The sequence below is a fragment of the Streptomyces sp. CNZ287 genome (genome assembly GCF_007827615.1).
This window is the reverse complement of record NZ_VISV01000016.1, coordinates 45,213-66,939: the sequence shown is the minus strand read 5'-3', so window position 1 is coordinate 66,939 and position 21,727 is coordinate 45,213. Positions and strand designations below refer to the sequence as shown.

At 73.2% G+C, this 21,727-nt stretch carries 17 protein-coding genes and 3 pseudogenes; 16 read left to right on the top strand and 4 right to left on the bottom strand.

Going from position 1 to position 21,727, the window contains the following annotated elements:
• Both FB457_RS25585 and FB457_RS25580 read left to right on the top strand, forming a co-directional pair.
• On the top strand, positions 1-1,974 hold the full coding sequence (locus FB457_RS25585; protein WP_145783455.1) for a GMC family oxidoreductase: 1,974 nt from the start codon (positions 1-3) through the stop codon (positions 1,972-1,974).
• Positions 1,975-1,979: 5 nt separating this feature from the next.
• Positions 1,980-3,146, top strand: coding sequence for a ferritin-like domain-containing protein (locus tag FB457_RS25580; protein WP_253911646.1), 1,167 nt, complete (start codon positions 1,980-1,982; stop codon positions 3,144-3,146).
• A 122-nt stretch (positions 3,147-3,268) separates the two neighbouring features.
• Here the strand turns inward: FB457_RS25580 and FB457_RS25575 are convergent, their stop codons facing one another.
• The gene (locus tag FB457_RS25575; RefSeq protein ID WP_145783453.1) at positions 3,269-4,276 is read right to left on the bottom strand and encodes an ADP-ribosylglycohydrolase family protein; all 1,008 of its coding nucleotides are present in this window, start codon (positions 4,274-4,276) and stop codon (positions 3,269-3,271) included.
• Positions 4,277-4,500: 224 nt separating this feature from the next.
• Here FB457_RS25575 and FB457_RS25570 point away from each other — a divergent pair.
• Positions 4,501-4,599, top strand: a pseudogene (locus FB457_RS25570) (CGNR zinc finger domain-containing protein); the annotation flags it as partial.
• 772 nt (positions 4,600-5,371) lie between these two features.
• On the opposite strand, the gene gndA reads toward FB457_RS25570, so the two are convergent.
• Entirely contained in the window at positions 5,372-6,811 is a 1,440-nt protein-coding gene (gene gndA / locus FB457_RS25560; RefSeq protein WP_047018109.1) for an NADP-dependent phosphogluconate dehydrogenase, read from the bottom strand.
• A 708-nt stretch (positions 6,812-7,519) separates the two neighbouring features.
• Between gndA and FB457_RS25550 the strand changes: the two genes are divergently transcribed.
• From FB457_RS25550 to FB457_RS25520, 6 genes and pseudogenes are all read left to right on the top strand, one after another.
• A complete protein-coding gene (locus FB457_RS25550; protein ID WP_145783451.1) occupies positions 7,520-7,798 on the top strand; it encodes a hypothetical protein in 279 nt (92 codons plus the stop codon).
• A 192-nt stretch (positions 7,799-7,990) separates the two neighbouring features.
• Positions 7,991-9,040 carry an LLM class flavin-dependent oxidoreductase gene (locus FB457_RS25540; protein ID WP_047020386.1) on the top strand — a complete coding sequence of 350 codons (1,050 nt, stop codon included), beginning with the start codon at positions 7,991-7,993 and terminating at the stop codon, positions 9,038-9,040.
• A 65-nt stretch (positions 9,041-9,105) separates the two neighbouring features.
• Positions 9,106-9,284, top strand: a pseudogene (locus tag FB457_RS25535) (IS1380 family transposase); the annotation flags it as partial.
• A gap of 306 nt (positions 9,285-9,590) precedes the next feature.
• Positions 9,591-10,136 (top strand): hypothetical protein, encoded by a 546-nt coding sequence (locus FB457_RS25530; protein ID WP_145783449.1) that lies wholly within the window; start codon positions 9,591-9,593, stop codon positions 10,134-10,136.
• A gap of 139 nt (positions 10,137-10,275) precedes the next feature.
• Positions 10,276-10,509, top strand: a complete 234-nt coding sequence (locus tag FB457_RS25525) for a hypothetical protein (RefSeq protein ID WP_253911429.1) — start codon at positions 10,276-10,278, stop codon at positions 10,507-10,509.
• Entirely contained in the window at positions 10,506-11,252 is a 747-nt protein-coding gene (locus tag FB457_RS25520) for a peptidoglycan recognition protein family protein (RefSeq protein ID WP_047018106.1), read from the top strand. The genes FB457_RS25525 and FB457_RS25520 overlap by 4 nt, the downstream gene beginning before the upstream one ends.
• Before the next feature lie 199 nt (positions 11,253-11,451).
• On the opposite strand, the pseudogene FB457_RS25515 reads toward FB457_RS25520, so the two are convergent.
• Positions 11,452-11,994, bottom strand: a pseudogene (locus FB457_RS25515) (SAM-dependent methyltransferase); the annotation flags it as partial.
• A 153-nt stretch (positions 11,995-12,147) separates the two neighbouring features.
• Between FB457_RS25515 and FB457_RS25510 the strand changes: the two are divergent.
• The 3 genes from FB457_RS25510 (at position 12,148) to FB457_RS25500 (ending at position 16,081) form a co-directional block, all read left to right on the top strand.
• Positions 12,148-13,236, top strand: a complete 1,089-nt coding sequence (locus tag FB457_RS25510) for a MerR family transcriptional regulator (RefSeq protein ID WP_145783483.1) — start codon at positions 12,148-12,150, stop codon at positions 13,234-13,236.
• A gap of 224 nt (positions 13,237-13,460) precedes the next feature.
• The gene (locus FB457_RS25505; RefSeq protein WP_047018103.1) at positions 13,461-14,021 is read left to right on the top strand and encodes a GNAT family N-acetyltransferase; all 561 of its coding nucleotides are present in this window, start codon (positions 13,461-13,463) and stop codon (positions 14,019-14,021) included.
• A 74-nt stretch (positions 14,022-14,095) separates the two neighbouring features.
• The gene (locus FB457_RS25500) at positions 14,096-16,081 is read left to right on the top strand and encodes an ABC transporter ATP-binding protein (protein WP_253911428.1); all 1,986 of its coding nucleotides are present in this window, start codon (positions 14,096-14,098) and stop codon (positions 16,079-16,081) included.
• Between the two features lie 28 nt (positions 16,082-16,109).
• On the opposite strand, the gene FB457_RS25495 is transcribed toward FB457_RS25500, so the two are convergent.
• Entirely contained in the window at positions 16,110-17,564 is a 1,455-nt protein-coding gene (locus tag FB457_RS25495; protein WP_047018101.1) for an aminotransferase class V-fold PLP-dependent enzyme, read from the bottom strand.
• A gap of 338 nt (positions 17,565-17,902) precedes the next feature.
• Here FB457_RS25495 and FB457_RS25490 point away from each other — a divergent pair, with 338 nt between their 5' ends.
• The 4 genes from FB457_RS25490 to FB457_RS25475 all read left to right on the top strand — a co-directional run bounded on the left by FB457_RS25490 (position 17,903) and on the right by FB457_RS25475 (position 21,716).
• On the top strand, positions 17,903-18,820 hold the full coding sequence (locus FB457_RS25490; RefSeq protein WP_145783444.1) for a class I SAM-dependent methyltransferase: 918 nt from the start codon (positions 17,903-17,905) through the stop codon (positions 18,818-18,820).
• Positions 18,821-19,083: 263 nt separating this feature from the next.
• A complete protein-coding gene (locus FB457_RS25485) occupies positions 19,084-19,833 on the top strand; it encodes a class I SAM-dependent methyltransferase (protein ID WP_145783442.1) in 750 nt (249 codons plus the stop codon).
• A gap of 156 nt (positions 19,834-19,989) precedes the next feature.
• Positions 19,990-21,048, top strand: coding sequence for a sulfatase-like hydrolase/transferase (locus FB457_RS25480; protein ID WP_486589133.1), 1,059 nt, complete (start codon positions 19,990-19,992; stop codon positions 21,046-21,048).
• A complete protein-coding gene (locus FB457_RS25475; protein ID WP_047018099.1) occupies positions 21,036-21,716 on the top strand; it encodes a DNA alkylation repair protein in 681 nt (226 codons plus the stop codon). The genes FB457_RS25480 and FB457_RS25475 overlap by 13 nt, the downstream gene beginning before the upstream one ends.
• The last annotated feature ends 11 nt before the right edge of the window (positions 21,717-21,727 follow it).

The following is a 21,727-nucleotide window of genomic DNA, read 5'->3' as shown; positions in this document are numbered from 1 at the left end:
ATGAGCGTCCACACGACCGGCGCTGCCGTCGACGGCCGCCACTACGACGCGATCGTCGTGGGCAGCGGCTGGGCGGGCAGCCTCGTCGCCCGCCACCTGGGCAGGAAGAACTGGCGCGTGCTGGTGCTGGAGGCAGGCAACGGCGGCACCGACAACTGGGGGGACTACCAGGACTCCGTACGCACCTTCTCATCCGCCGTCGCCAAGGTGCCCAACTCCGCGTACCGGCCCAATCGTGCGGCGCCCTCCCCCGACGTCCTGGAACTGAGCCCGGGCGGCCCCGGGAACCCCGACGGCTACCGCGCCACCGGCCACTTCCTCCAGACCGGGCCACTGCCCTACGGCACCGACTACCTGCGCGTCCTCGGGGGCGCGGGCATGCACTGGCTGGGTGCCGTCCCCAGGATGTTCCCCGAGGACTTCTCGACGCGGACGGCGTACCACTACGGCCTGGACTGGCCGCTGGGCGCCGCCGACCTGGAGCAGCACCTGCGCGACGCCGAGTACCTGCTCGGCACGGCTGGCGAAAGCCGTGAGCAGCACCGGCTCGGCACCGTGCCCGCGGACCACGAGTACCCGATGGAGCAGATCCCGCCGAGCTACCAGGACAAGCTCTTCCACAAGAAGCTCGACACCAGGACGGTCATCGACAAGGTCGCCGGGAACCGGGAGTACCGGCTCCAGGTGTACGGGCTGCCGCAAGCCCGCAACAGCACGCCCAACGCCGGCTACCCGACCGCCGACGGCAGCACCTACAAGCCGCGCGGTGCGGTCGGTGTGCCCAACTTCGGCGAGCGCTGCGTGGGCAACGCCAGCTGCGTGCCCGTCTGCCCCGTACAGGCGAAGTCCTCGCCGCTCCGGCTCCAGCAGGACTTCACCGGCACGGTCCGGATCGCGACGCGCTGCGTCGTCAGCCGCGTGCTGCCGGGGCGCGGGAACACCGTGCGGGGTGTGGAGTTCCGCGAGTACGGCGATCCGGCGACGCCCGCGAGCCGGGCGTACCGTGCCGAGGCCGATGTCGTGGTGCTGGCCGCGCACGCCATCGAGAACGCGGTCCTGCTGCTCGCCTCGCACATGGCCAACAGCAGCGGCAACGTGGGCAAGCACCTCATGGACCACCCCACCCTGCTGGCCTGGGCCGAGACGCCTCCGGAGATGCCGGTCGGCCCGTACCGGGGCCCGGGTCACACCTCGGGGCTGGAGTGCTTCCGCACCGCGGAGGGCCGCAGGCAGCGGGCGCCCTTCCGGGTCGAGATCGGCAATTGGGGCTGGGGCTGGGCCACGGGAGCCCCGATGAGCAGCGTGAGCGGGATGCTCGGCCTCGGCGGGGATGCCGACGGAGAGGTGAACCCCGACGGGCGCTACGGCCCTGCGCTGCGCAGCGCGCTGGGCTCGCACCTCAACCGGCAGGTGCAGCTCCAGATCGCCGTCGAGCAGCACGCCGACCCCGCCAACCGGGTCACCATCGACCCGAGCCGCCACCGCGACGCCATGGGCAACCCCCGCCCGATCATCCACTACGACCTGGCCAAGCACGTCAGGGACGGGATGTACGCCGCGCGACTCGCCGCGCTGGAGATCTTCAAGCTGCTGGGGGCGACCGACCGCAGCTCGTACGGCGCGCAGGCCGACGGCAGTTATCCGCTGGGGCACTACCGCCACTCCCCCGACGGCGTGCTGGAGGAGCTGGACCTCGTGTACCACGGGGCGGGACACGGGGCCGGTACGCACGTCATGGGTGCAGAGCGGGGCACATCCGTCGTCGACACCTACCAGCGCACCCACGACCACCCCAACCTGTTCGCCGTCGGCTGCGGCTCGATGCCGTCGGTCGGCACCAGCAACCCGACGCTCACGATGGCGGCGCTGGCCCTGCGCAGCGCCGAGCGCATCCACCGCGACCTGGCAGAGCTGCACCAGCCGGTCACCGTCGCGGGCCCGCGCGCAGCCCGCATCCAGGAGGTGGCGCAGTGACCACGATGTACGACCTGGCGGCCAAGGAGTACCGGCCGCCGAAGGACCTGCCCGAGCTGAAGACGTACCTCCAGGCCGCGGTGGAGATCGAGCACCTGACGATCCCCGTCTACATGTCGGGCCTGTACTCCATCGTGCCGGGCACCAACGCCTACGCGTGCGAGGTGATCCGCAGCGTCCTCCTGGAGGAAATGCTGCACATGACGCTCGCGGGCAACCTGCTGAACGCGGTCGGCGGCACCCCGGACATGGGCAAGCTCACCCCCGGATACCCGGCCCGGCTGCCCTTCGGCGACGCGAGCCTTCCGCCCATCGCGCTCCAGCACTTCTCGCCGGACGCGCTGGAGACGTTCCTGCTCATCGAGCGCCCCCACTCCTTCGTGCCGTCGAATCCGGACGAGACCGGCTGGACCTCGATCGGACAGTTCTACGACGCGATCAGGCGCGGCATCATCGCCCTGGAGGAAACCGCCCGGAGCGCGGAGCAGACCATCTTCACCGGCGACCCCGCAGAGCAGGTGGGCCCCGAGGACTTCTACAACTCCGGCGGCGAGACCTTCCGCATCACCGACCTCAAGAGCGCCCTGCTCGCCATCGAGGTGATCAGCGAGCAGGGCGAGGGGGCCCAGGACTCGATCTGGGACAGCGACGACAAGATCTTCGGCGAACAGCGGCAGGTGGCCCACTACTTCCGCTTCAACGAAATCGTCACGGGCCGCAGCTACGGGCCCCACGACCTGCCGCGTACGCAGCCGAGCGGCCCGCTGATCGACGTCACCTGGCAGGACGCGTACCCCATCGATCCGGAGGCGAAGTCGGCGCACTTCGCGCCGTACCCGGAGATCCATCGGGCGGTCGAGGACTTCAACGACACCTACGCCCGGCTGCTCGTGCTCTTCGAGAGGGTCTTCGACGGGAAGCCGCGCGAGATGGAGAAGGCGGTGCCGCTGATGCTGGAGCTGCGCGACCTCGCCCAGCGGATCTACCGCAATCCGCACCCCGACACGGCCGACAAGCCGGGTCTGCACGCCAGCCCCACCTTCGAACTGGACGACTCCCGGCTCCGGCGGGCGAGGGAACACCTCACCGAACTGCTCGCCGCTCCCCCGGAGATCCCCGCCCAGACAGCCACGGGGCCGGTCGGCGCGCAGAAGGAAGAACAGCACTCATGAGCACCACGACCAACGAGGGCCGACTCCCCGCTCGCGTACCCCTACAGCCTGCCGCTCCATTATGGCGCCTGCACCGACTCCGGCCGGTTCACGGCACCTGGGGGATCCGGCGCTGCGGCGGGCTACTGGTCCCAGGCCGCGCCGAGCGCCAGCAGGCGCTCGCGGTACTCGATGACCTCGACCCATTCCGGCGGCCAGGCCGCCGCCCCGTGGCACGCGCCGGCGAACGCCCCGGCCAGCGCGGCAATCGAGTCGGAGTCCCCGCCGGAGTAGGCGCCGCGGCGCACGGCGGCCGGCGGGTCGTCGGGGTGCTGGAGGAAGCAGAACAGCGCGGTGGCGAACGCCTCCTCGGCGATCCACCCCTCGCCGGTGGCCAGGCAGGGGTCGGCGTCCGGATCGGCGTCCGGCAGCGCGGCCTCGACCCGGTCCAGGACGGCCAGGCACTCCTGCCAGCCGCGGGAGATGAAGGAGACCCGGTCCACATCCTGGGCGTGCTCGGCCAGATCGCCCAGCCAGTCGGCCCGGTACACCGTCCGGTTCGCCTCCGCGTAGGCACGCAGCAGAGGCAGCAAGTCCTGCGGGTCCGTGCCCTGGACCAGCAGGTGGACGGTGTGCGCGGTCACATCGCCGGCTGCCAGCGCGGTGGGGTGCCCGTGGGTGAGGCCCGACTGCAACTGGGCCGCGCCGGAGCGCTGTTCAGCACTCAGCCCCGGGACCAGGCCGATCGGCGCGACCCGCATGTTCGCCCCGCAGCCCTTGGACCCCACCACGCTCGCCCGCTGCCAGGGACCGCCCCGCTCCAGCGCCTCGCACGCGCGCAGGCACGTCCCCCCGGGAGCCCGGTTGTTCTCCGGCGAGTGATACCAGCTCAGGAAGTGCGCCCGCACCGGCGGTTCCATGCGCCCGGCGGTAAGCGGCCCGCCGGCCAGCACCGTGTGCAGCGCCTCGCCGAGCGCGAGCGTCATCTGCGTGTCGTCCGTGACGTACGCCGTGCCCGAGGAGACCGGCAGCGGCAGCGAACGCCACTCCCCGAACTCCGCCTCGATCCGGGCGAAAGTGTTGAACTCCGTGGGAAAGCCCATGGCATCCCCGATGGCCAGCCCCAGCAGTGCCCCCGTCGCACGCGTCATCCCGCACCCACCCCCAACGTCGTCCCGGCCCACCGGTCCTGGGCGCCCTGGACGACGACGCCGGCGGCGGCGTCATGGTTGCGTTCGTTCACTTCGAGGGGCTCCGGCACGACTCTGGTGGAGCGGGCACGATGAGTGCTCGGTTGACGCGGTCTTCGAGCGGCCCTGGGTTCCGGTTCAGAGTGAGGCCGGCGATGCGCCTGGAAGTTCCCGGTCTCGGGGACTTCGCCGACACCTCCCGCACCGGGCGGCAGCGCTACTGCTCCCAACGGTGCGCCAACCGCGACGCGGTACGCCGACACCGCGCCCGAACCGCCCGCTGACCCACCGAACCCCGGCCTCGTCCGCCACCCGGCGGATCAGCAGCCGTGACCCGAATCCGGGGGCCAGTCGGCGAGGGCGTAGCCGATGGTCTGCGGACGGGTCGGCTGTTCCAGGGAGTAGCCGGAGAGCCGGCTGAAGAAGGTCTGGATCTGGGCGAGTGCCGTCTGTTCGGCGGGAGTGGTCGTGCCGGTGACCGGCGGGGTGAGGTGTACTCGGGGAAGTACAGCTGCGCTCCCGGCAGGCCCTTGGGCCGCAGCTTGCCCGGTTGGGTGGTGACGGCGCCGCCCCAGTCGCCGCCCTGGGCGATGTACCGGGTGTAGCCCGGGCGTTCCATGAGGGCGGCCCAGGCCGCCGCGATGCGGGCGTTGGTCCAGCCGGTGGTGCCGGGCCGGTCGGAGAAGCCGAACCCCGGCAGCGAGGGGCGGGCTGCCGCCGTGCGCCGCGGGGTCGGTCAGGGGGCCGGTCGCCTTCACGAACGCACGCGCAGGTCCAGCGGTGTGATCCGGCGGTGGCCTGCGGCAGGTGCAGCGGGCCGACATCGCCGGCGGAGGCCGTGGCGGACGCGAGGTCCGTACCCAGGACGACCGGTACGGCGGTCGCCAGTCCGGCGGTGGTGGCGGTTCGCACCAGGCCGCGCCGGGACGGGCTCAAGGAGGGCTCGTCGGCCGGACCGGGATGCGGTGAACGCATGGATGTGCTCCAACTTCGAAGGGGCGCTGGCCGGGGGATCACGTCTCGGACGACGCATCCCGTGAAAGCGCGAGGTCGCAGTCAGGACGGCACCTCTGCGCGATCACCGCCCCAGCGGGTGTGGAACGTCCCCTCGCGGTCGCTTCGCCGGTAGGTATGGGCGCCGAAGAAGTCACGCTGGCCCTGGGTGAGCGCCGCAGGCAGCCGCTCGGCGCGTAGCGCGTCGTAGTAGGCCAGCGCCGCCGCGAAGCCCGGTGTCGGGACGCCCTGGGCGGTCGCGGTGTTCAGCACCGCCCGCCAGTCGTTCTGTGCGGCGGCGATCTCACCCGCGAAGCCCTCGTCCGCAAGGAGCGAGATCAATGCGGGCTCGGCGCCGTACGCCGCACTGATGCGATCGAGGAACGCGGCGCGGATGATGCAGCCGCCGCGCCAGATGCGGGCCACGGCGCCCGGGTCGATGTTCCAGCCGTACGCGGTGCTGCCCGCGGCGATCTCGTGGAAGCCCTGCGTGTAGGACACGATCTTCGAGGCGTAGAGGGCCTGCTCGACCTGGTCGGCGAACGCGTCCGTCTCTGCCTCGCTCAGGCGCTGCGGCTTCGGGCCGGCCAGATGCCTGGATGCCGCGCGCAGATCGGCGTGCCCGGACAGGGAACGGGCGAAGACCGCCTCGGCGATGCCCGATACCGGTACCCCCAGGTCGAGTGCGGTCTGCACCGTCCAGCGGCCGGTGCCCTTCTGCTCGGCCTGGTCGGCGACGACATCGACGAAGGGCTTGCGGGTGTCCGCGTCCACATGGGACAGGACCTCTGCCGTGATCTCGATCAGGTACGAATCGAGTCGGCCGGTGTTCCAGGTGCGAAAGATCTCCGCGATCTGGCCCGGGGAATACCCACCGACATCCCGCAGCAGTTGGAACGCCTCGCCGATCAACTGCATGTCGGAGTATTCGATCCCGTTGTGGACCATCTTGACGAAATGCCCCGCGCCGTCCGGACCGACATGCGTCACGCAGGGGGCGCCGTCCTTCGCCTTCGCCGAGATCTTCTCCAGCATCGGGCCGAGCGAAGTGTACGACTCGACGCTGCCTCCGGGCATGATACTCGGCCCGTGCAGTGCGCCCTCCTCGCCTCCGGAGATGCCGGTGCCGGCAAAGTGAATTCCCTGCTCGCGCAGAGCCTGCTCGCGACGGCGGGTGTCGGCGAAATGCGCGTTGCCACCGTCGATGATCACGTCGCCGGACTCGAGCAGGGGTGCGAACTGCTCGATCACGGCATCCGTCGCCTGGCCGGCTTTGACCATGATCACAAGCCGTCGGGGGCGTTCGAGCGCCGCCACGAAGTCCCCGGCGCTCTCGGTGGGCACGAACCCTCCCTCGCCACCGAACTCCGCCACCAGGTCACGGGTGCGGGAGGCGGTGCGGTTGTGCAGCGCCACGGTATAGCCGTTACGGGCGAAGTTGCGCGCCAGATTGCGACCCATCACGGCAAGTCCCGTGACGCCGATCTCTGCCGTAGCGCTCATTACTGCAGTCCTTCCTCGGTGTCCCTACCCGTGCTCGCATCCTGGCGAGGGCTTCGCCACCGCGACACCCGGCAGTGCGGCCGCTGTCAGGCGACGCCCTCCGGATTGGCGCCCGTAACCGGGACCGCATGGCCATTACGCCACCAGCAATATCACGCCGATAGTCGCGCAATTCGCAGGCCGCGCAGGTACTACACGCCGTTGGCCTGCAGATTCCGGCGGCGGAAGAACAGCATGGGCATTGCTCACCTCATCGGGGGAGACGCCGGGAGGTCGGCCACTGCAAAGCATGTGCACGTGGAGGGATCGACAGTCGCTTCTTCCGGCAGACGGTCGGCCAGGAGTGCGACGGCTCCGCTGCCATCCAGACGCACGTTGTCGGCGTCCACGTGAACGTCCCCACTCGTGTACGGATGAACGGCGAATCGAACTGGCCGAGACCCGGCCCTCGGCGGGCAAGGCGTGGACCGACTCCGGCGAGGCGCGCGACCGGCGCGGCCTCAAGCAACGTGCGGACGGTGAGGTGCGGATCGTGCCCATTCCTCCGCCGCTCGTGCGGCTGTTGCGCGCACCTGAAGGAGTTCGGTAAGGCCGGCTCTTCGCCGGTGAGCGGGGCAACGTCGTCGCGGCGTCCTCGTATTCGGGCGTGTGGAAGATGAACGACCGGATCATGCAAGGGCCCGGAGAGGACGAGTAGGCAACCCCGAGATGACGAATGACGCGGGCCCCGGAGAGATCCGGGGCTCTCGCGCGTACGCACTCCTGAAATGCCTTCACCCGTTCCGGTTCCTGCTCGTACGAGTGCAGGAAGATACCGAGGGCGAGCACGCCGTCTACCCGTTCCCGCTCTCCCTGGTGTCGGCGGCGTTTCACTCCGGTGAGGAGATCGGCCTTCGTGCGGCCGACGTGGCTCTCCCGGAAGAAGTCCTGGGCGGGTTGCTGGTCCGGGGGAAGAAGGGCGCCGGGCCCGGTACGGCTCGGACATGAGCGATGCCGAGTGGGCCTTGGTGCGGGACCTGCTGCCGGCGCCGTGACGGCCGGCCGGCCGGGGTGGGCGACCGGAGGGCTATTGCCACCGGCAGATGTTCGACGCGGTGCGCTTGAGGCACTCTCGATGCGGGCATGGCGCTTACGTAGCGCAGGACACCGCATGCAGGTCCCCGATCGAAGGTGGCGCTCGTGAAGTTCAGCTACGCCATGCTCCCCGACTACCCCGCGGCCGAGTCCTTGGATTCCATTCGATTAGCGGACGACCTGGGCTTTTATGCCTGTTACGCGGCCGACGAGACCTGGCACAAGGATCTGTGGCTGCTGTTCGCGGCGGCAGCCGGCCGTACCGAGCGGATCCGGCTCGGGCCGAGTGTGTCGCCGGTGACCTTGCGGGAGCCGACGCTGATCGCGCAGGCACTCGCGACCCTGGACGAGCTCACCGGCGGCCGCGCCGAAGGCGTGCTGTCCAGCGGCAACTTCGGACTGCTCGCCCAGTACCGGATCGACTGGGCTCGCACGAAGCCGCTGTCGCGCGTGAAGGAAGCGCTGCACGTGATGCGTACGTTCCTGGACGAGGGCGCCCTCACCTACGAGGGCGAGTTCTTCGCCTACGACGGGCTCTTCACCTTCGCGCGGCCCGTGCAGGAACGCGTTCCGCTCAAGCTCGGCGCGATGCGCGGGCCCAAGTCCTTCGAGGCGGCCGGGGAGTTGTCGGACGGCTGCCATCACGCGCTGAGCTACACCCGCGAGGCGTACGAGTACGCGGTACGGCACATCCGCACCGGGGCCGAGCGTGCCGGCAAGGACTGGCGATCGCTCGACATCGGGGCCTGGGTGGTCTTCGCGACCGGGCCGGACTCGGCGGTCGCCAAGGAGGCGGCGCGCAGCATGGTGGGCATCTACGCCTCTTCCATGCCCGAGGAGCAGCTGCTCCGCAACGGTGTCGACCCGGCGGAGTTGAAGCCGGCCATCGAGGCGATCGCCGCCGGAGACCTGGCCCGAGGCATCGAACTGACCTCGCCGCAGGTCGCCGAGCGGCTCTCCATCGCAGGGACGCCAGAGGAGTGCCTGGAGAAGATCCAGCGGGACATCGCACCCAGCGGTGTCAACCACATGATCTGCGCCATCACCGACCGCACCATGGTCAAAGCCTTCACCGGCCGCGACCTCACCGCGGCGGCCGACGTGAACACGCAACTGCGGCTGATCAGGGAGCGGATCATGACGGCCTTCACCTGACCCGGGATGCGAACCACACCCGCCAGGTTCGCCTGATGTCCCGGGCCTGCGACGTACGGGCTCCTCATCCGTTGATGGCGTTCGCCGACCACGGCCGTCCCGGCTCCGGCGAGCCGGTCGCGGCCCTGCTGTGGCCCGGCAACGCGGGCAGCAACGCTGCCGCCGATCACGTCACCACCTGCCGGTTGGCCCTGGCCCAGCTACCGAAGGCTACCGGCGCGGGTGGCAGACCCTGATCCGCACCCGGCACCGCCGGCGGGCCCGCGCCGAGGACCGCATCCGGACCGCCCGGTCACCGGCCTGCGCAACCCGCCCCTGCACGACACCACCCTCCCCGGCCCCGCCCACGTCCGGGAGGGCCGGTACGCCGCCGGCGGACCCGCCGGCGGCGAGCACCCCCTCGGCGAGCACGCCGCCGACCACCCCACCGGGCACCGCGGTCCCGACGTCCACTCCCGCCGCCCGGTACGGCAGCGTGGTCGACGCCGTCGACTCCCCGCCCGACCCCGACCGGCCGCCCGGCCCACTGCCCCGCCGGCCGGAACGGGGCGTGACCAGCACCGTCGGACCTGACGTCACCCTCACCCACCGCGGCGAGAGCGCGACCCTGCGCGGCACGGGATACGTGCTGGTCCGCTGGCAGATCGTCACCGCAGAACCCGGCGGCAGCCTGACCATGCCCACCTGGACGGGCCTGGAGGGCAGGCTCTTCCATGCGGCCTCCGGCGGCGGCCGGCGGATGGACGACGTCAAGCCGGGCGGAGCCGGCGAGACCTGGATGGAATCACCCGGCATCGGCACCACCGTGCTGCCCGAGGGCGCCCAGCAGATGTGGCAGAGCGAGTTCTTCTGGCTCGACGGCGCGGTCACGCTCCACCAGAACGAGACCGGGGAGGACTACAACGTCTTCGTCCAGCCGACGGACCACGCGTCCATCCTGCGCGACCTGCACACCGCGCCGGACCCGGCGACGGGCATCGTCCGCTACGGCCTCGTCCGCGACACCGGTGACAACCGCACCCCCGTACCGCAGTACCTCACCCGCGGCCGCCCGGCCGACCCGGCCACCGTTCCGCAACGTTCCCGGGTCGGATAGCGGCAGGCCGGGACGGGCGGACCCACGCACCGTCCGCTGCATGGCCGCCGGGCGGCGCAACCGGGGCGCTACCGGTGTGCTGTACCTCTGGTGCGCGAGCGAGTCAGCCGACGTACCCCCACGACCGTCTGGAGACGACATGTCGCAACGACCATCCCGCCGTGGCTTCCTGGGGATAGCCGCGGCCGCCGTGGCCGGCGCCCCCGTGATCTGCTCCGGCCAGGCTTTCGCCGCGGATCCGCGGGAATTGCCGATTGTGAACCGGCCCGGGCATCCCGGCGCGGTCTACGCGTCCGGAGGGCTGCGGCGCGCACAGGACGAGCCGCTCAACGCCACCGTCGACTGCGCGCTGTCCGGACGGAGGGGCCAGTGACCACCTTCGTCTCCCGGTCCGCCTGGGGTGCACGCGCTCCGCGGAACACCAACAGCAACATCACGCCCCAGAACGGCGGCGTGACCATCCATCACGTCGACGCCGTCCACGTCGCCCGCGCGAACCACGCGGACTGCGCCGCCCAGGTGCGCGGGATCCAGAACCACCACATGGACGGCAACGGCTGGGCGGACATCGCCTACAGCCACCTCGTCTGCGTGCACGACTACGTGTTCCAGGGCCGCGGTGAGAACCGCCGGACGGCCGCGAACGGCACCGACCCCGGCAATCAGAACTGGTACGCCGTCTGCGGTCTCGTCGGCGGGACCGCCGGGGACTACGACACCATCACCAGCGGCCTCATCAACGCCTTCCGCTACGCCGTCAACCGGCTGCGCACGCAGGGTGGTGCGGCCCGGGCCATCTGCGGCCACCGCGACCACCTGAGCACCGGCTGCCCGGGGAACCTGTACGTGAACGGCGTGCTCAACGGGGCGACGAACCCCGGCGGCGGCCCGCTGCCCCACCCCGGCGTCAACTTCCGCCAGCCGCCGACCTTCAGCCACGCGAGCGTGGCCACGTGGCAGAACCAGATGAACGCCCGCCACGGCTACAGCCTCACCGCGGACGGCGCCTACGGCCCCAACTCGTACGCGGCGTGCCGGGACTTCCAGGCGAAGAAGGGCCTCACCGTCGACGGCATCGTCGGCCCCGCCACCTGGGGAGCCACCTTCCCCGCCTGAGGGGAGCGGCGGTCGGGAACGCTGTGGGTCACCGCCCGGAACGGGCCCGGTCCGGGTGGGCGCTGGGCCCTGTCTGACGGGTCGTGCGGCGCGCGGTCGCCGGGCGGTGCGGGCGGTGATCAGCAGCGAGGCAGGCAGGGGAGGCGGCGGAACCCATGGCGGTTCACTGTAAGCCGCCCCACCGCGGCCCCTGCGCACCTCACGGCTTGCGGGCTGCGCCGCCGTAGACGGCCACCTCCGGCAGGCCCTCCGCGGTGCTCTCCGGCCGCCACCGCGGGCAGGAGACCACGCCCGGCGGCAGGAGGTGCAGGCCCTCGAAGTAACGCTCGACCTCGTGCGGGGTGCGCGGTGTATACGGGACCGCGGCCCCGGGTTGGCCCGGCGGAGGGCTTCGGCGTAGGCCGGGTCGCCCGGGCGGGGACAGGGGGTCGTTGTCGGCGTAGACGATCCGCGCCTCCGGCGCGGTGCGCTGGGCGATCTCGTGGGTGTTGTCGGCGGTGGGCAGTTCGCTGCCGACGTCCTGGAACTGGCCGATGCCCGCGTCGCGCACCAGGTGGCCGACCGCGCGGCCGGTGAACTGCCGGGAGTGGCGCTTGATGCCGGCCATCCCGGGGAAGACCGCGAGGAGCGCCGCCGCGGCGGCCCGGTCGGCCTCGTGGTCGTCCTCGCCGCCCAGCAGGTGGTTCCGGATACGCGCCGTTTGCGGGCGGCTCGTGTCGACCGCGTCCGGTGCGTGGTCTGCCCTGGGGACCGCCCTGGAAGCCGCGGGGGGTTGCGCGGGGTGCGGAGCGGCTCAACGTACTGCGGGCTACGGGCCCGAGGAAGGCCGCTTGACCCTCACGTGGCGTGAGGGGGCATCGTCGGGGGCGTGGCGGAACATCTGACCGTGGGGCGCGTGGCCGAGTTGGCCGGGGTGAGCGTGCGCACATTGCATCACTACGACGAGATCGGCCTCGTACGCCCCTCCGCGCGGACCGCTGCCGGCTACCGGGCGTACGCGGCGGGCGACGTGGAGCGGCTGCGGGAGGTGCTCGGGTACCGGCGGCTGGGGTTCGGGCTGCGGGAGATCGCGGAGCTGGTCGACGACCCGGCCACCGACGCGGTCGCCCACCTGCGCCGGCTGCGCGCCCTGCTGCTGGCGCAGCGCGAGCGCGCCGCCGCCATGGTGACGGCCATCGACGCGGAGCTGGCGGCGCGGGCGATGGGGATCAGAACGACGTCGGAGGAGCAACTCAGGGTGTTCGGACCACAGTTGTATGAGGCCATCGGCGCCGCGTATCCCGCGACCCGGCGCACCGAGCCGCGGATCGCCGCGCGGATCTGGGACGCCCTCGGGGACGCCCGTACAGTGCTGAACGTCGGCGCCGGCACAGGTTCGTACGAGCCGCCCGACCGCGACGTCACCGCGGTCGAGCCGTCGGCCGTCATGCGGGCGCAGCGGCCCGCGGGCGCGGCGCGGTGCGTGGCGGCCAGTGCGGAGCGGCTGCCGTTCCCGGACGGGGCGTTCGACGCGGCCATGGCGGTGAGCACCGTGCACCACTGGCCCGACCCGGTGGCCGGGCTGCGGGAGATGCGGCGCGTGGCGCGGCGGGTGGTGGTGTTCACGTACGACGCCTGCGACCCGGGCAGGCGCGAGCGGTTCTGGCTCACCCGCGACTACCTGCCGGAGTTCGCCGGACTCCTCACCGACTGGCCCTCGCTGGCCGACCTGACCCGCGCGATCGGCGGGCGTGCGGAGCCGGTGCTCATCCCGTGGGACTGCGCGGACGGCTTCTTCGAGGCGCACTGGCGGCGGCCCGAGGCGTACCTGGAGGACGAGGTGCGCCGCGCGGTGTCGGTGTGGACCAGGGTGGGCCCGGAGGCGGAGCGGCGGGCGGTGAGCGGCCTCCGCGACGACCTCGCCTCGGGCCGCTGGAACGAGCGCAACCGCGACCTCCTCGCCCTCGACGCGGCCGAACTGGGCCTCCGCCTCCTCATCGCCTGACGCGTCTCCCGCCCTCTCCCCCCGCGCCGCGGAATGCGGGCCACCGGAAGGGGGGATATGACAACAGGCTTATCCGGGCGGTCCGATGAGCGGATGGCCGTCGCGGCCCGAGCCCGCCGCCGTGTTTCACCCGTAAGCCGCGGCGTCCGCTTTCCCCCGAACGGGCACGGCCTGCCGGGGGAATGCGTTTGCGGGCGACGGGTCCCGCCGGTTAGGAAACAGGGATGCTACGAGGCACGAAGGTCGGGCTCAGGGCCCGCCACGCGGACGACATCCCGATTCTCCAGGCCGACCTCTACGACGACGTCGTCACCGGCTCCCGGGCCCAGGCCACGCCGTGGCGGCCGATCGCGGCCGCGTCCGAGGACAACCCGCTGCTGGTGGACGACAAGGCCGAGGGGACCGTCCCGTTCTCCGTGGTGGAGCTGGAGGGCGGGGAGCTGGTCGGCACGGCGTCGCTGTGGGGCATCGACGCCCATCACCGGTCCGCGCACGTCGGCCTCGGGCTCATGCCGTACGCGCGCGGCAAGGGCTACGGCACCGACATCGTCGCCGCGCTCTGCCACTACGGCTTCGTCGTACGCGGCCTGCACCGGCTGCAGATCGAGACCCTGGCCGACAACGCCGCCATGCTCCGCGCCGCCGAGCGCAACGGCTTCGTCCGCGAGGGCGTGCTGCGCTCCTCGGCCTGGGTGCTGGGCACGTTCCTGGACGAGGTGGTCCTCGGGCTGCTCGCCCCGGACTGGCGGCCGGACGCGGCCGCGCGGCCGGACGACGGCAGCTGACGGATCGTCCGATCGTTGGTACCGCGCGCGAGCCGCGGGGGTCCGGCACCCCGAACCTTTGGCATGCTGCACTCATGTCGACGCCGCCCCTGCGCCCGGGTGCTCCCCCCGGCGGTCCCGCCGGTGTGTCCGTTCCGCCGGCCGCCGGCCTGCGGTTGCGGGCGCGGCGGGTGAGCCGGGATGTGCGCGGGGCGGGCCGGGTGCTGCGCGGGGTGTCGCTCGACGTCGCGCCCGGGACCCTCACCGTGATCGCCGGGAGCAGCGGCGCCGGCAAGACGGTCCTGCTGCAGACGCTCGCGGGGCTGAGCGTGCCGAGCGAGGGCGACGTGTGGCACGACGGGGCGCCGCCGGGGCCGCCCGGGCCGGAGTTCGGGTATGTGCCGCAGGAGGACATCATCCACCGTGAGCTGCCGCTGCACCGCACGCTGGTGTACGCGGCCGGGCTGCGGATGCCGCCGAGGACCCCGGCCGCGGCCGTCGCCGCGACGGTCGACCGGGTGCTGGCCACGCTGGGGCTGACCTCGCGGCGCGATACGCCGGTTCGGGCCCTGAGCGGCGGCGAACGCAAGCGGGCGAGCATCGCGGTGGAGCTGCTGACCCGGCCCCGGGTGCTCTTCCTCGACGAGCCGACGTCCGGGCTCGACCCGGCCACCGGCGCGGAGCTGATGCACACCCTGCGCGGGCTGGCCGACGACGGCACGACGGTCGTGCTGACCACGCACGTGCTCGCCGATCTGCCGCGAGGCGACCAGGTGGTCTTCCTGTCGGCCGACGGCGAGGTCGCCTACGCGGGTGAACCGGGCGCGCTCTGCGAGACGTTCGGCGTGCACACCGCGGAGGAGGTGTACGGTGCGGTGGCCGCCGGCGCACGGGCGCCGGGGGCGGGCGCCGGCGGCCTCCCGGAGCGGGGGGACACCTGGGGCCCCGGGGCACCCTCCGGCCCGGCGGCACGCGCCGGACACGCGGCGCCCACCGGACACGCGGCACCTACAGGACACGCGGCACCGCCCGGGGCCGTGGCACCCGCCGGCGCCGTCGCGGCCACCGGCCTCGCCACCGCCACCGCCACCGCTGCCGAGCCCAGCGCCCGGTCCGGCCCCGCCGCAACGGCCGGTCCCGCAACGCCCGCCGATCCCACCACGCCCGCCGCCCCCGCCGTGCCCGCCCGCGCCCCCTCGTCCGCCGTCCCCGCCACCACACCCGCCCGCGTCGGCGCCCTGCGCCAGTGGGCCCTGCTCACCCGGCGCGGCACCGCGCTCCTCCTCCACAACCGTCTCTCCGTCGCCGTCCTCGTCGGCTCCCCCGTCGTGATCGTGGCGATGTTCGCGGTGCTCTTCCGCGGCGGCGCCTTCGACCCCGCGTCCCCGGACCCCGGGTCCACCGCGATGATCATGTTCTGGATCGCCTTCGGCGCCTTCTTCTTCGGGCTGACGTACGGCCTGCTGCAGATCTGCACCGAACTGGCCGTGCTGCGCCGCGAATGGCTCGCCGGCCTGCGGGTCGGCCCGTACGTCGCCTCCAAGCTCACCACCATGCTCCCCGCGCTCGCCCTCGCCGACGCGCTGCTGCTGGCCGTCCTGCGCGCGCTGGACCGGCTGCCGCCGGCCGGCTGGGACACGTACGCCTCGCTCCTCGCCTCCAGCCTGCTGGCCTCCGCCGCCGCCCTCGCGCTCGGGCTGCTCGCGTCCGCGGCGGTGGCAGAGCCGGGGCAGGCGACGCTGATGCTGCCGCTGCTGTGCTTCCCGCAGGTACTGTTCTCCGGGGCGTTCGTGCCGGTGCCGCGGATGACGCCGGGCGGCGAGGCGATCAGCCTGGCGATGACCAACCGGTGGGCGTTCGAGGCGCTGGGCAGCGGGGTGGGTCTGGAGTCGCTGTGGCGTACGGGGGTGTCCCCCGCGGGGTGGCCGCTGCTGGCCTCGTACGGAGAATCGTTCGGGCACCCGGCCGCCCGCGGGTGGCTGATCCTGGCCGGCTTCGCGGTGCTCTTCCTGGCGCTGACGTGGTGGGTCGTCGTGCGCAAGTGCCGGGACGGCGCCGAGCGGAGCCGGCAGGGACGGTGACGCGGGCCGGGGTCCGGGGCCCGCGGGGTCAGCAGCCCAGCCGCGGCGCGAGGCCGGCCGCGTCGGGGACGCGGTCCCGGTAGGTCTGCGTCACGAACGAAAGAAACGTTTCGACATCGGCAGGCTGCGACGACGCCCCCAGGGACACGCGCACCGCGCCCGCCGACGGCAGGTGCAGCATCTTCAGGTAGTCCTCCAGCGAGTCGAGCCGCCTGCGGGCCGCCCGGCGCAGCCGGCGCGGCGACAGGCCGAACGCCGCCTCGCCCGCACCCGGGTTGCAGAAGCAGCCGGTGCGCAGGGAGATGCCGTACGCGCCGCTGTCGCGGATGATGACGCGCTCGTCGACGACCCGCCCTCCGGCGTCGAGGACGTTCAGCGCGACCGTGCCGCCGCGCGGTGCTCCGGCCCGGTCGGGGCCGTACACCCGGACCAGCGGCGAGCCGTCGCCGTGCCGCAGCGTCCGCAGCCCGGCGAGCAGGTGCGCCGTCAGCGCGTCGACGTGGTCGTGCACGCGGTCGATGCCGATGTCCTCGATCCAGGCGAGGCCGGCGGTGACGTCCGGTATGGCGAGGAAGTTGACGGTCCCGTCCTCGAACGCGGCCTCGTCGTCGGCGAGGACGTGCCACTGCGCCTGCGCGCTGACGGCGTAGATCGTGCCCCCGGCGAACCACGGGCGGCGCAGCTTCGCGAGCGCCGTCCTGCGGGCGATGAGGGCGCCGAGTCCTGTGGGGTGGCCGAAGAGCTTGTACCAGCTCACGACGGTGAAGTCGGGGTGGTGGCGGCCGAGGTCGAGGGCGTTGGTCGGGACGTACGCGGCCGCGTCGAGCACGATGTCGTAGCCGTGGGCCTGCGCGGTGGTGATCCAGTCCAGGGAGTGCTGTACGCCGGTGAAGTTGCTCTGCGCCGGGTAGGCCAGCAGCCCCCGGGGAGCGCGGCGCACGAGGGCGGGGCGCCGGGTGCGTACGGCCAGGGCGGCGTGCATCCGGTCCTCGTCGATCCCCATGTCCGGCGTGCGCAGCGGGACGTACTCGACGGTCGCGCCGCGCGCCCGCGCGTACTCCCGCAGGCCGTTGACGGAGTTGTGGTTGTCGAGGGAGAGGACGAGCCGGCTGCCGCGCCCGAGCGGATACGCCTCGCCGACCAGGCGCAGCGCGCCCGTGGCGTTGGGCGTGAAGATCACGGCGTACTCGGCGGGGTCGGCGTTGAAGTACCGCAGCACCGCCTCGCGGGCCTCGGCGAGCCGGTCCCCCGAGGCCCGGGAGGCGGGGCTCTCGGAGTGCGGGTTGCCGAACAGCCCGCCGGTGATGCGCCGGGCGCTCTCCGCGACGAGGGAGCGCGGCGGGAGCCCGGCGCCGGTGTGGTCGAGATAGGTGTGCCCGCCCTCGTCGAGGTATCCGAACTCCCGTTCCCGCAGCTCCGCGAAGAGGTCGGGGGCGTCCGCCGCTCGTTCGCGTACGTGCCCGGTGGTGTCTGCCCTGCCCATGGGACCCCTCCGCATGAAATCCGCCAAAGGTAGCCATACCAGGATGACACCGACCAGGCTCGGTGGCGGCAGCGAAGCGCGGCTTCGGTAAATCGAACTCAGCGGGGTATTTGATATGGCAGCTCGGTCGCATGTCGCATTCACGGATTTTCGAGTACGCCGGCGGGGCACCCGGGCCCGGCCGCCGGGGACTTCGGCCGGTGGGCGCGGGCTGCCGGCCGCTCACCTGGATGGCCCGCGCGCGCCCCGCCGGGGGCGCATGCCGCCGGGTGCGGACGCGGCCGAGCGCCGCGAAATCGGGTGGCGCGGGCGCCGCGCGCGTCACTACGGTCGCAGCCGTGCGGCATGAGGATCCGCTGGCCTACGCGGTAGGCATGGAGGGCATCGCCCTGGTGCGTTCGTTCACCGGGGAGTACGACCGCGCGTTCGTCGCCGCCCGGCTCGGCGGGATCCGGCGGCTGCTCGGCGACGAGGCGCTGGCGGGCGCGGGCGTGGACGTCGCCCGGGTGTCCACGGTCGAGGGCTACCGGATCTGGTCGGAGACGTACGACGGGCCCAACACGGCGTTCGACCTGGACGAGCCGGTGGTCGGGGCGTTCCTCGACCCGCTGCCTCCGGGCCTCGCCCTGGACGCCGCCTGCGGCACCGGCCGGATGGCGACCCTGCTGGCCGCCCGCGGCCACCGCACCCTCGGCGTCGACAGCTCCCCGGAGATGCCGGCGCGGGCCCGGAAGCGGCTGCCGGAGGGGGACTTCCGCCTCGGCGGGCTGGACGAGCTGCCCGTCGCCGACGGCGCCGTGGACGTGGTGGTCTGCTCGCTCGCGCTGACCCACGTCCCCGATCTGGGCCCGGTGCTGGCGGAGTTCGCGCGGGTACTGCGGCCGGGCGGGCACCTGGTGACCTCGGACGTCCACCCGGAGCGGGTGGCGCTCGGGTCGGTCCCGGCGGTACGGCTGCCGGACGGCGGCCCCGCCCGGGTGGAGACGTACCGGCACGCGGTCGGGGACTACGTGCGCGCCGCGCTCGCGGCCGGGCTCGACGTGCTGGGCTGCGAGGAGCCGGGGGCGCCGGCCGCCGCGGAGGCGACACCGGCCCCCGCTCCGGCGACGGACCCGGGGCCGTGGGAGGCGTGGCCGTGGTCCCTGCGCGAACTGGTCCCCGAGGCCGCGGCGGTGTCCCACGCCGGCGTCCCGGCGGGGATCGTCTGGCACTTCCGGCGGGCCGCCCGCCCGGCGGGCACGTCCGCGGGCTCGTGACGTCGCAGCGCCTCGCGGCCGTCACCGGGTGGATGCCGCGGGGCGCGTACGCCGTCGTCAAGTGACCTGCGCGGCACGCCGGTTCGTCCCGGACGGCCGCCGGGCCGGCGGGGCCGGACCGCTCCGGGGCGGGCTGCCGGCCGCGGAGGCCGGGGTGGCACCACGGGGTGGAGCGCACCGCGCCGGCCGCGGGTGCGGAACCCGGGTGACCTCCCTCCCCGGGGAACTGTCACCCCCGCCGCCACCCGCATAAGGTGGCGAACATGGATCCAGCAGACTTCTACACCGGAATCGTCGCGGAGCTGTACGGGCCGCTGAAGTCCGTGGCCCAGGACCCCGAGCCGTACGCCGCCTTCATCGAGGAAGCCGGTACGCCCGCGCTGGAGCTGGGCTGCGGCGACGGCGAGCCGCTGCTCGAACTGCGCCGCCGCGGTCTGGACGTGGACGGCGTCGACTCCTCCGCGGACATGCTGGACCGGCTGCGCCGCCGCGCGGCGGAAGAGGGCCTGCCCGTCAGGGTGTTCCAGCAGCGCATGGAGGCGCTGGACCTGCCGCGCAGGTACGCGGCCGTCTTCCTCGCCGGGCCGACGTTCAACCTGCTGCCCGACGACGCCACCGCGCTGGCCGCGCTGCGCGCCATCCGCACCCATCTCGCCGGGGGCGGCAGCGCCCTGATCCCGCTGCACCTGCCGGCGCCCACCGCCGCGGCTGACGTCGGCCGGGCCCGCACCGCCACCGGTCCCGACGGCGCCGAACTGCGGGTCCGCGTCGTCGCCGAGAGCCGCGACGAGCACACCCGCACCCAGACGACGCTGCTGCGCTACGAGCGCTACCACCCCTCGGGCAGCAGCATCACCGAACGCCCGTGGGTGCTGCACTGGTACACCCGGGACGGCTTCGAGACCCTGGCGGCCGTCGCCGGGCTCGACGTCGCCGGGATCACGGAACCGGACGGCGGGCCCGCGGCGCCGGACGCCGGCCACATCCACGTACGGCTGCGCGCCGCGGACTGACCCGCGCCCGGCCGCACCGCGGCCCCACTCCCCCGCCGCTCAACCCCGGCCGCTCAACCCGGCCCGCTCCCCTGCCCGCGGCGCTCCGCGCGTCCGTCCCGGACTCATTCACCCGGGTGTTGACGCCCGCTCGCGGGCCGCCGGACGCTGAGCCGTATGCCTCCGACGACGTTCCGCCACCCCTCGCGCCGCGGCGTCCTGCGCGGTGCCTCAGCGGTCGGCCTCACGGCCGTCGCCGGCCCCGCACTCGCCCGGAGCGCCACCGCCGCGGGCCCGCCGCCGCCCAACGTCATCGTCGTGTCGATCGACGACCTCGGCTGGCGCGAGTTCGGCGCGTACGGCAGCACCTTCAACGAGACCCCGCACATCGACCGGCTGGCGCGCGAGGGGATGCGCTTCACCCGCGCGTACCCCGCCGCGCCCATCTGCTCGCCGACCCGCGCCGCGCTGATGACCGGGCTGTACCCGGCCCGTACCGGCATCACCGACTTCCTCCGCGAGGCACCCGCGGCGAGCGGCAAGTTCCTCTCCCCCGACGTGCCCACCGTCCCCGACTTCCCCGGCCCGTACGGCTGCACCACCGCCCTGATCGGCAAGTGGCACCTCACCGAGACCTACAGCGGCGAGTACACCGAGCGGCCCGGCAACCCCTACGCGCACGGGCTGGACGAGGCCATCGCCTCCGAGCGGCTGTACATCGCGGACGGCGACTACTTCCACCCGTACCGCTTCATGCCCGACCTGCCGGCCCGCACCCCCGGCGAGTACCTCACCGACCGGCTCGCGGACGAGGCCGTCGACTTCGTCGCGCGCCACCGCGATCGACGGCAAGCTGATCACCGTCGGCCAGGAGCCGCTGGACAACCCCTACGGCACCGTGGACCTCTCCCGCCCCGGCTCCCGCTACGCCCTGGTGGCGCGCGGCAGGGTCACCACGGCGTACGTGGACCAGGGCGCGGGCTGGGAGTTCCTCTTCACGGCGGACGCGGGCGGGGTGCTGGACCTCACGGACCCCGAGGTGCGGGCCGCGTACCGGTACACGGCGAGCGTGCGCCTCGACCGGGGCACGATCACGCTGAACGGGCTGCGGGCGGCGAGCCGCGCGTAGCCCGGGCCGGGCCCCGTCCGGCGAGGAGCGCCGCGACGCAGGCGGGATTGTCACAGCCGGGGTCTAGGCTCCCACCGACCGGCAGGAGGGTGCGGTGGCCGAGATGACCCTGACCGAGGTAATGGCGGAGCTGGCCGAGCTGGAGGACCCGAAGGCGCGCGCGGTGAACGAGAGGCACGGCGACGACCACGGCGTCAACCTCGGCAGGCTGCGCGCGCTCGCCAAGCGGCTGAAGACGCAGCAGCCGCTCGCCCGCGAGCTGTGGCGGACCGGCGACACCGCGGCGCGGCTGCTGGCGCTGCTGGTCTGCCGCCCGAAGGCGTTCGAGCGGGACGAGCTGGACGCGATGCTGCGCGAGGCGCGTACGCCCAAGGTGCACGACTGGCTCGTGAACTACGCGGTGAAGAAGAGCCCGCACGCCGAGGAGCTGCGCCTGGCCTGGCTCGCCGACCCCGACCCGGTGGTGGCGGCCGCCGGCTGGGCGCTCACCGCCGAGCGCGTGGTGAAGAGCCCCGCGGGCCTCGATGCGGCAGGGCTGCTCGACGTGATCGAGGCGGAGCTGAAGGACGCCCCCGACCGGTTGCAGTGGGCGATGAACACCTGCCTCGCGCAGATCGGCATCGAGTACCCCGCGCACCGCGCACGCGCCGTGGCCGTCGGTGAGCGCCTGGGGGTGCTCAAGGACTACCCGACCTCACCGGGCTGCACCTCGCCGTTCGCCCCCGTCTGGATCGCCGAGATCGTCCGCCGGCGAGGCGGCCCGCAGGTCCTCTGACCGGGCCGGAA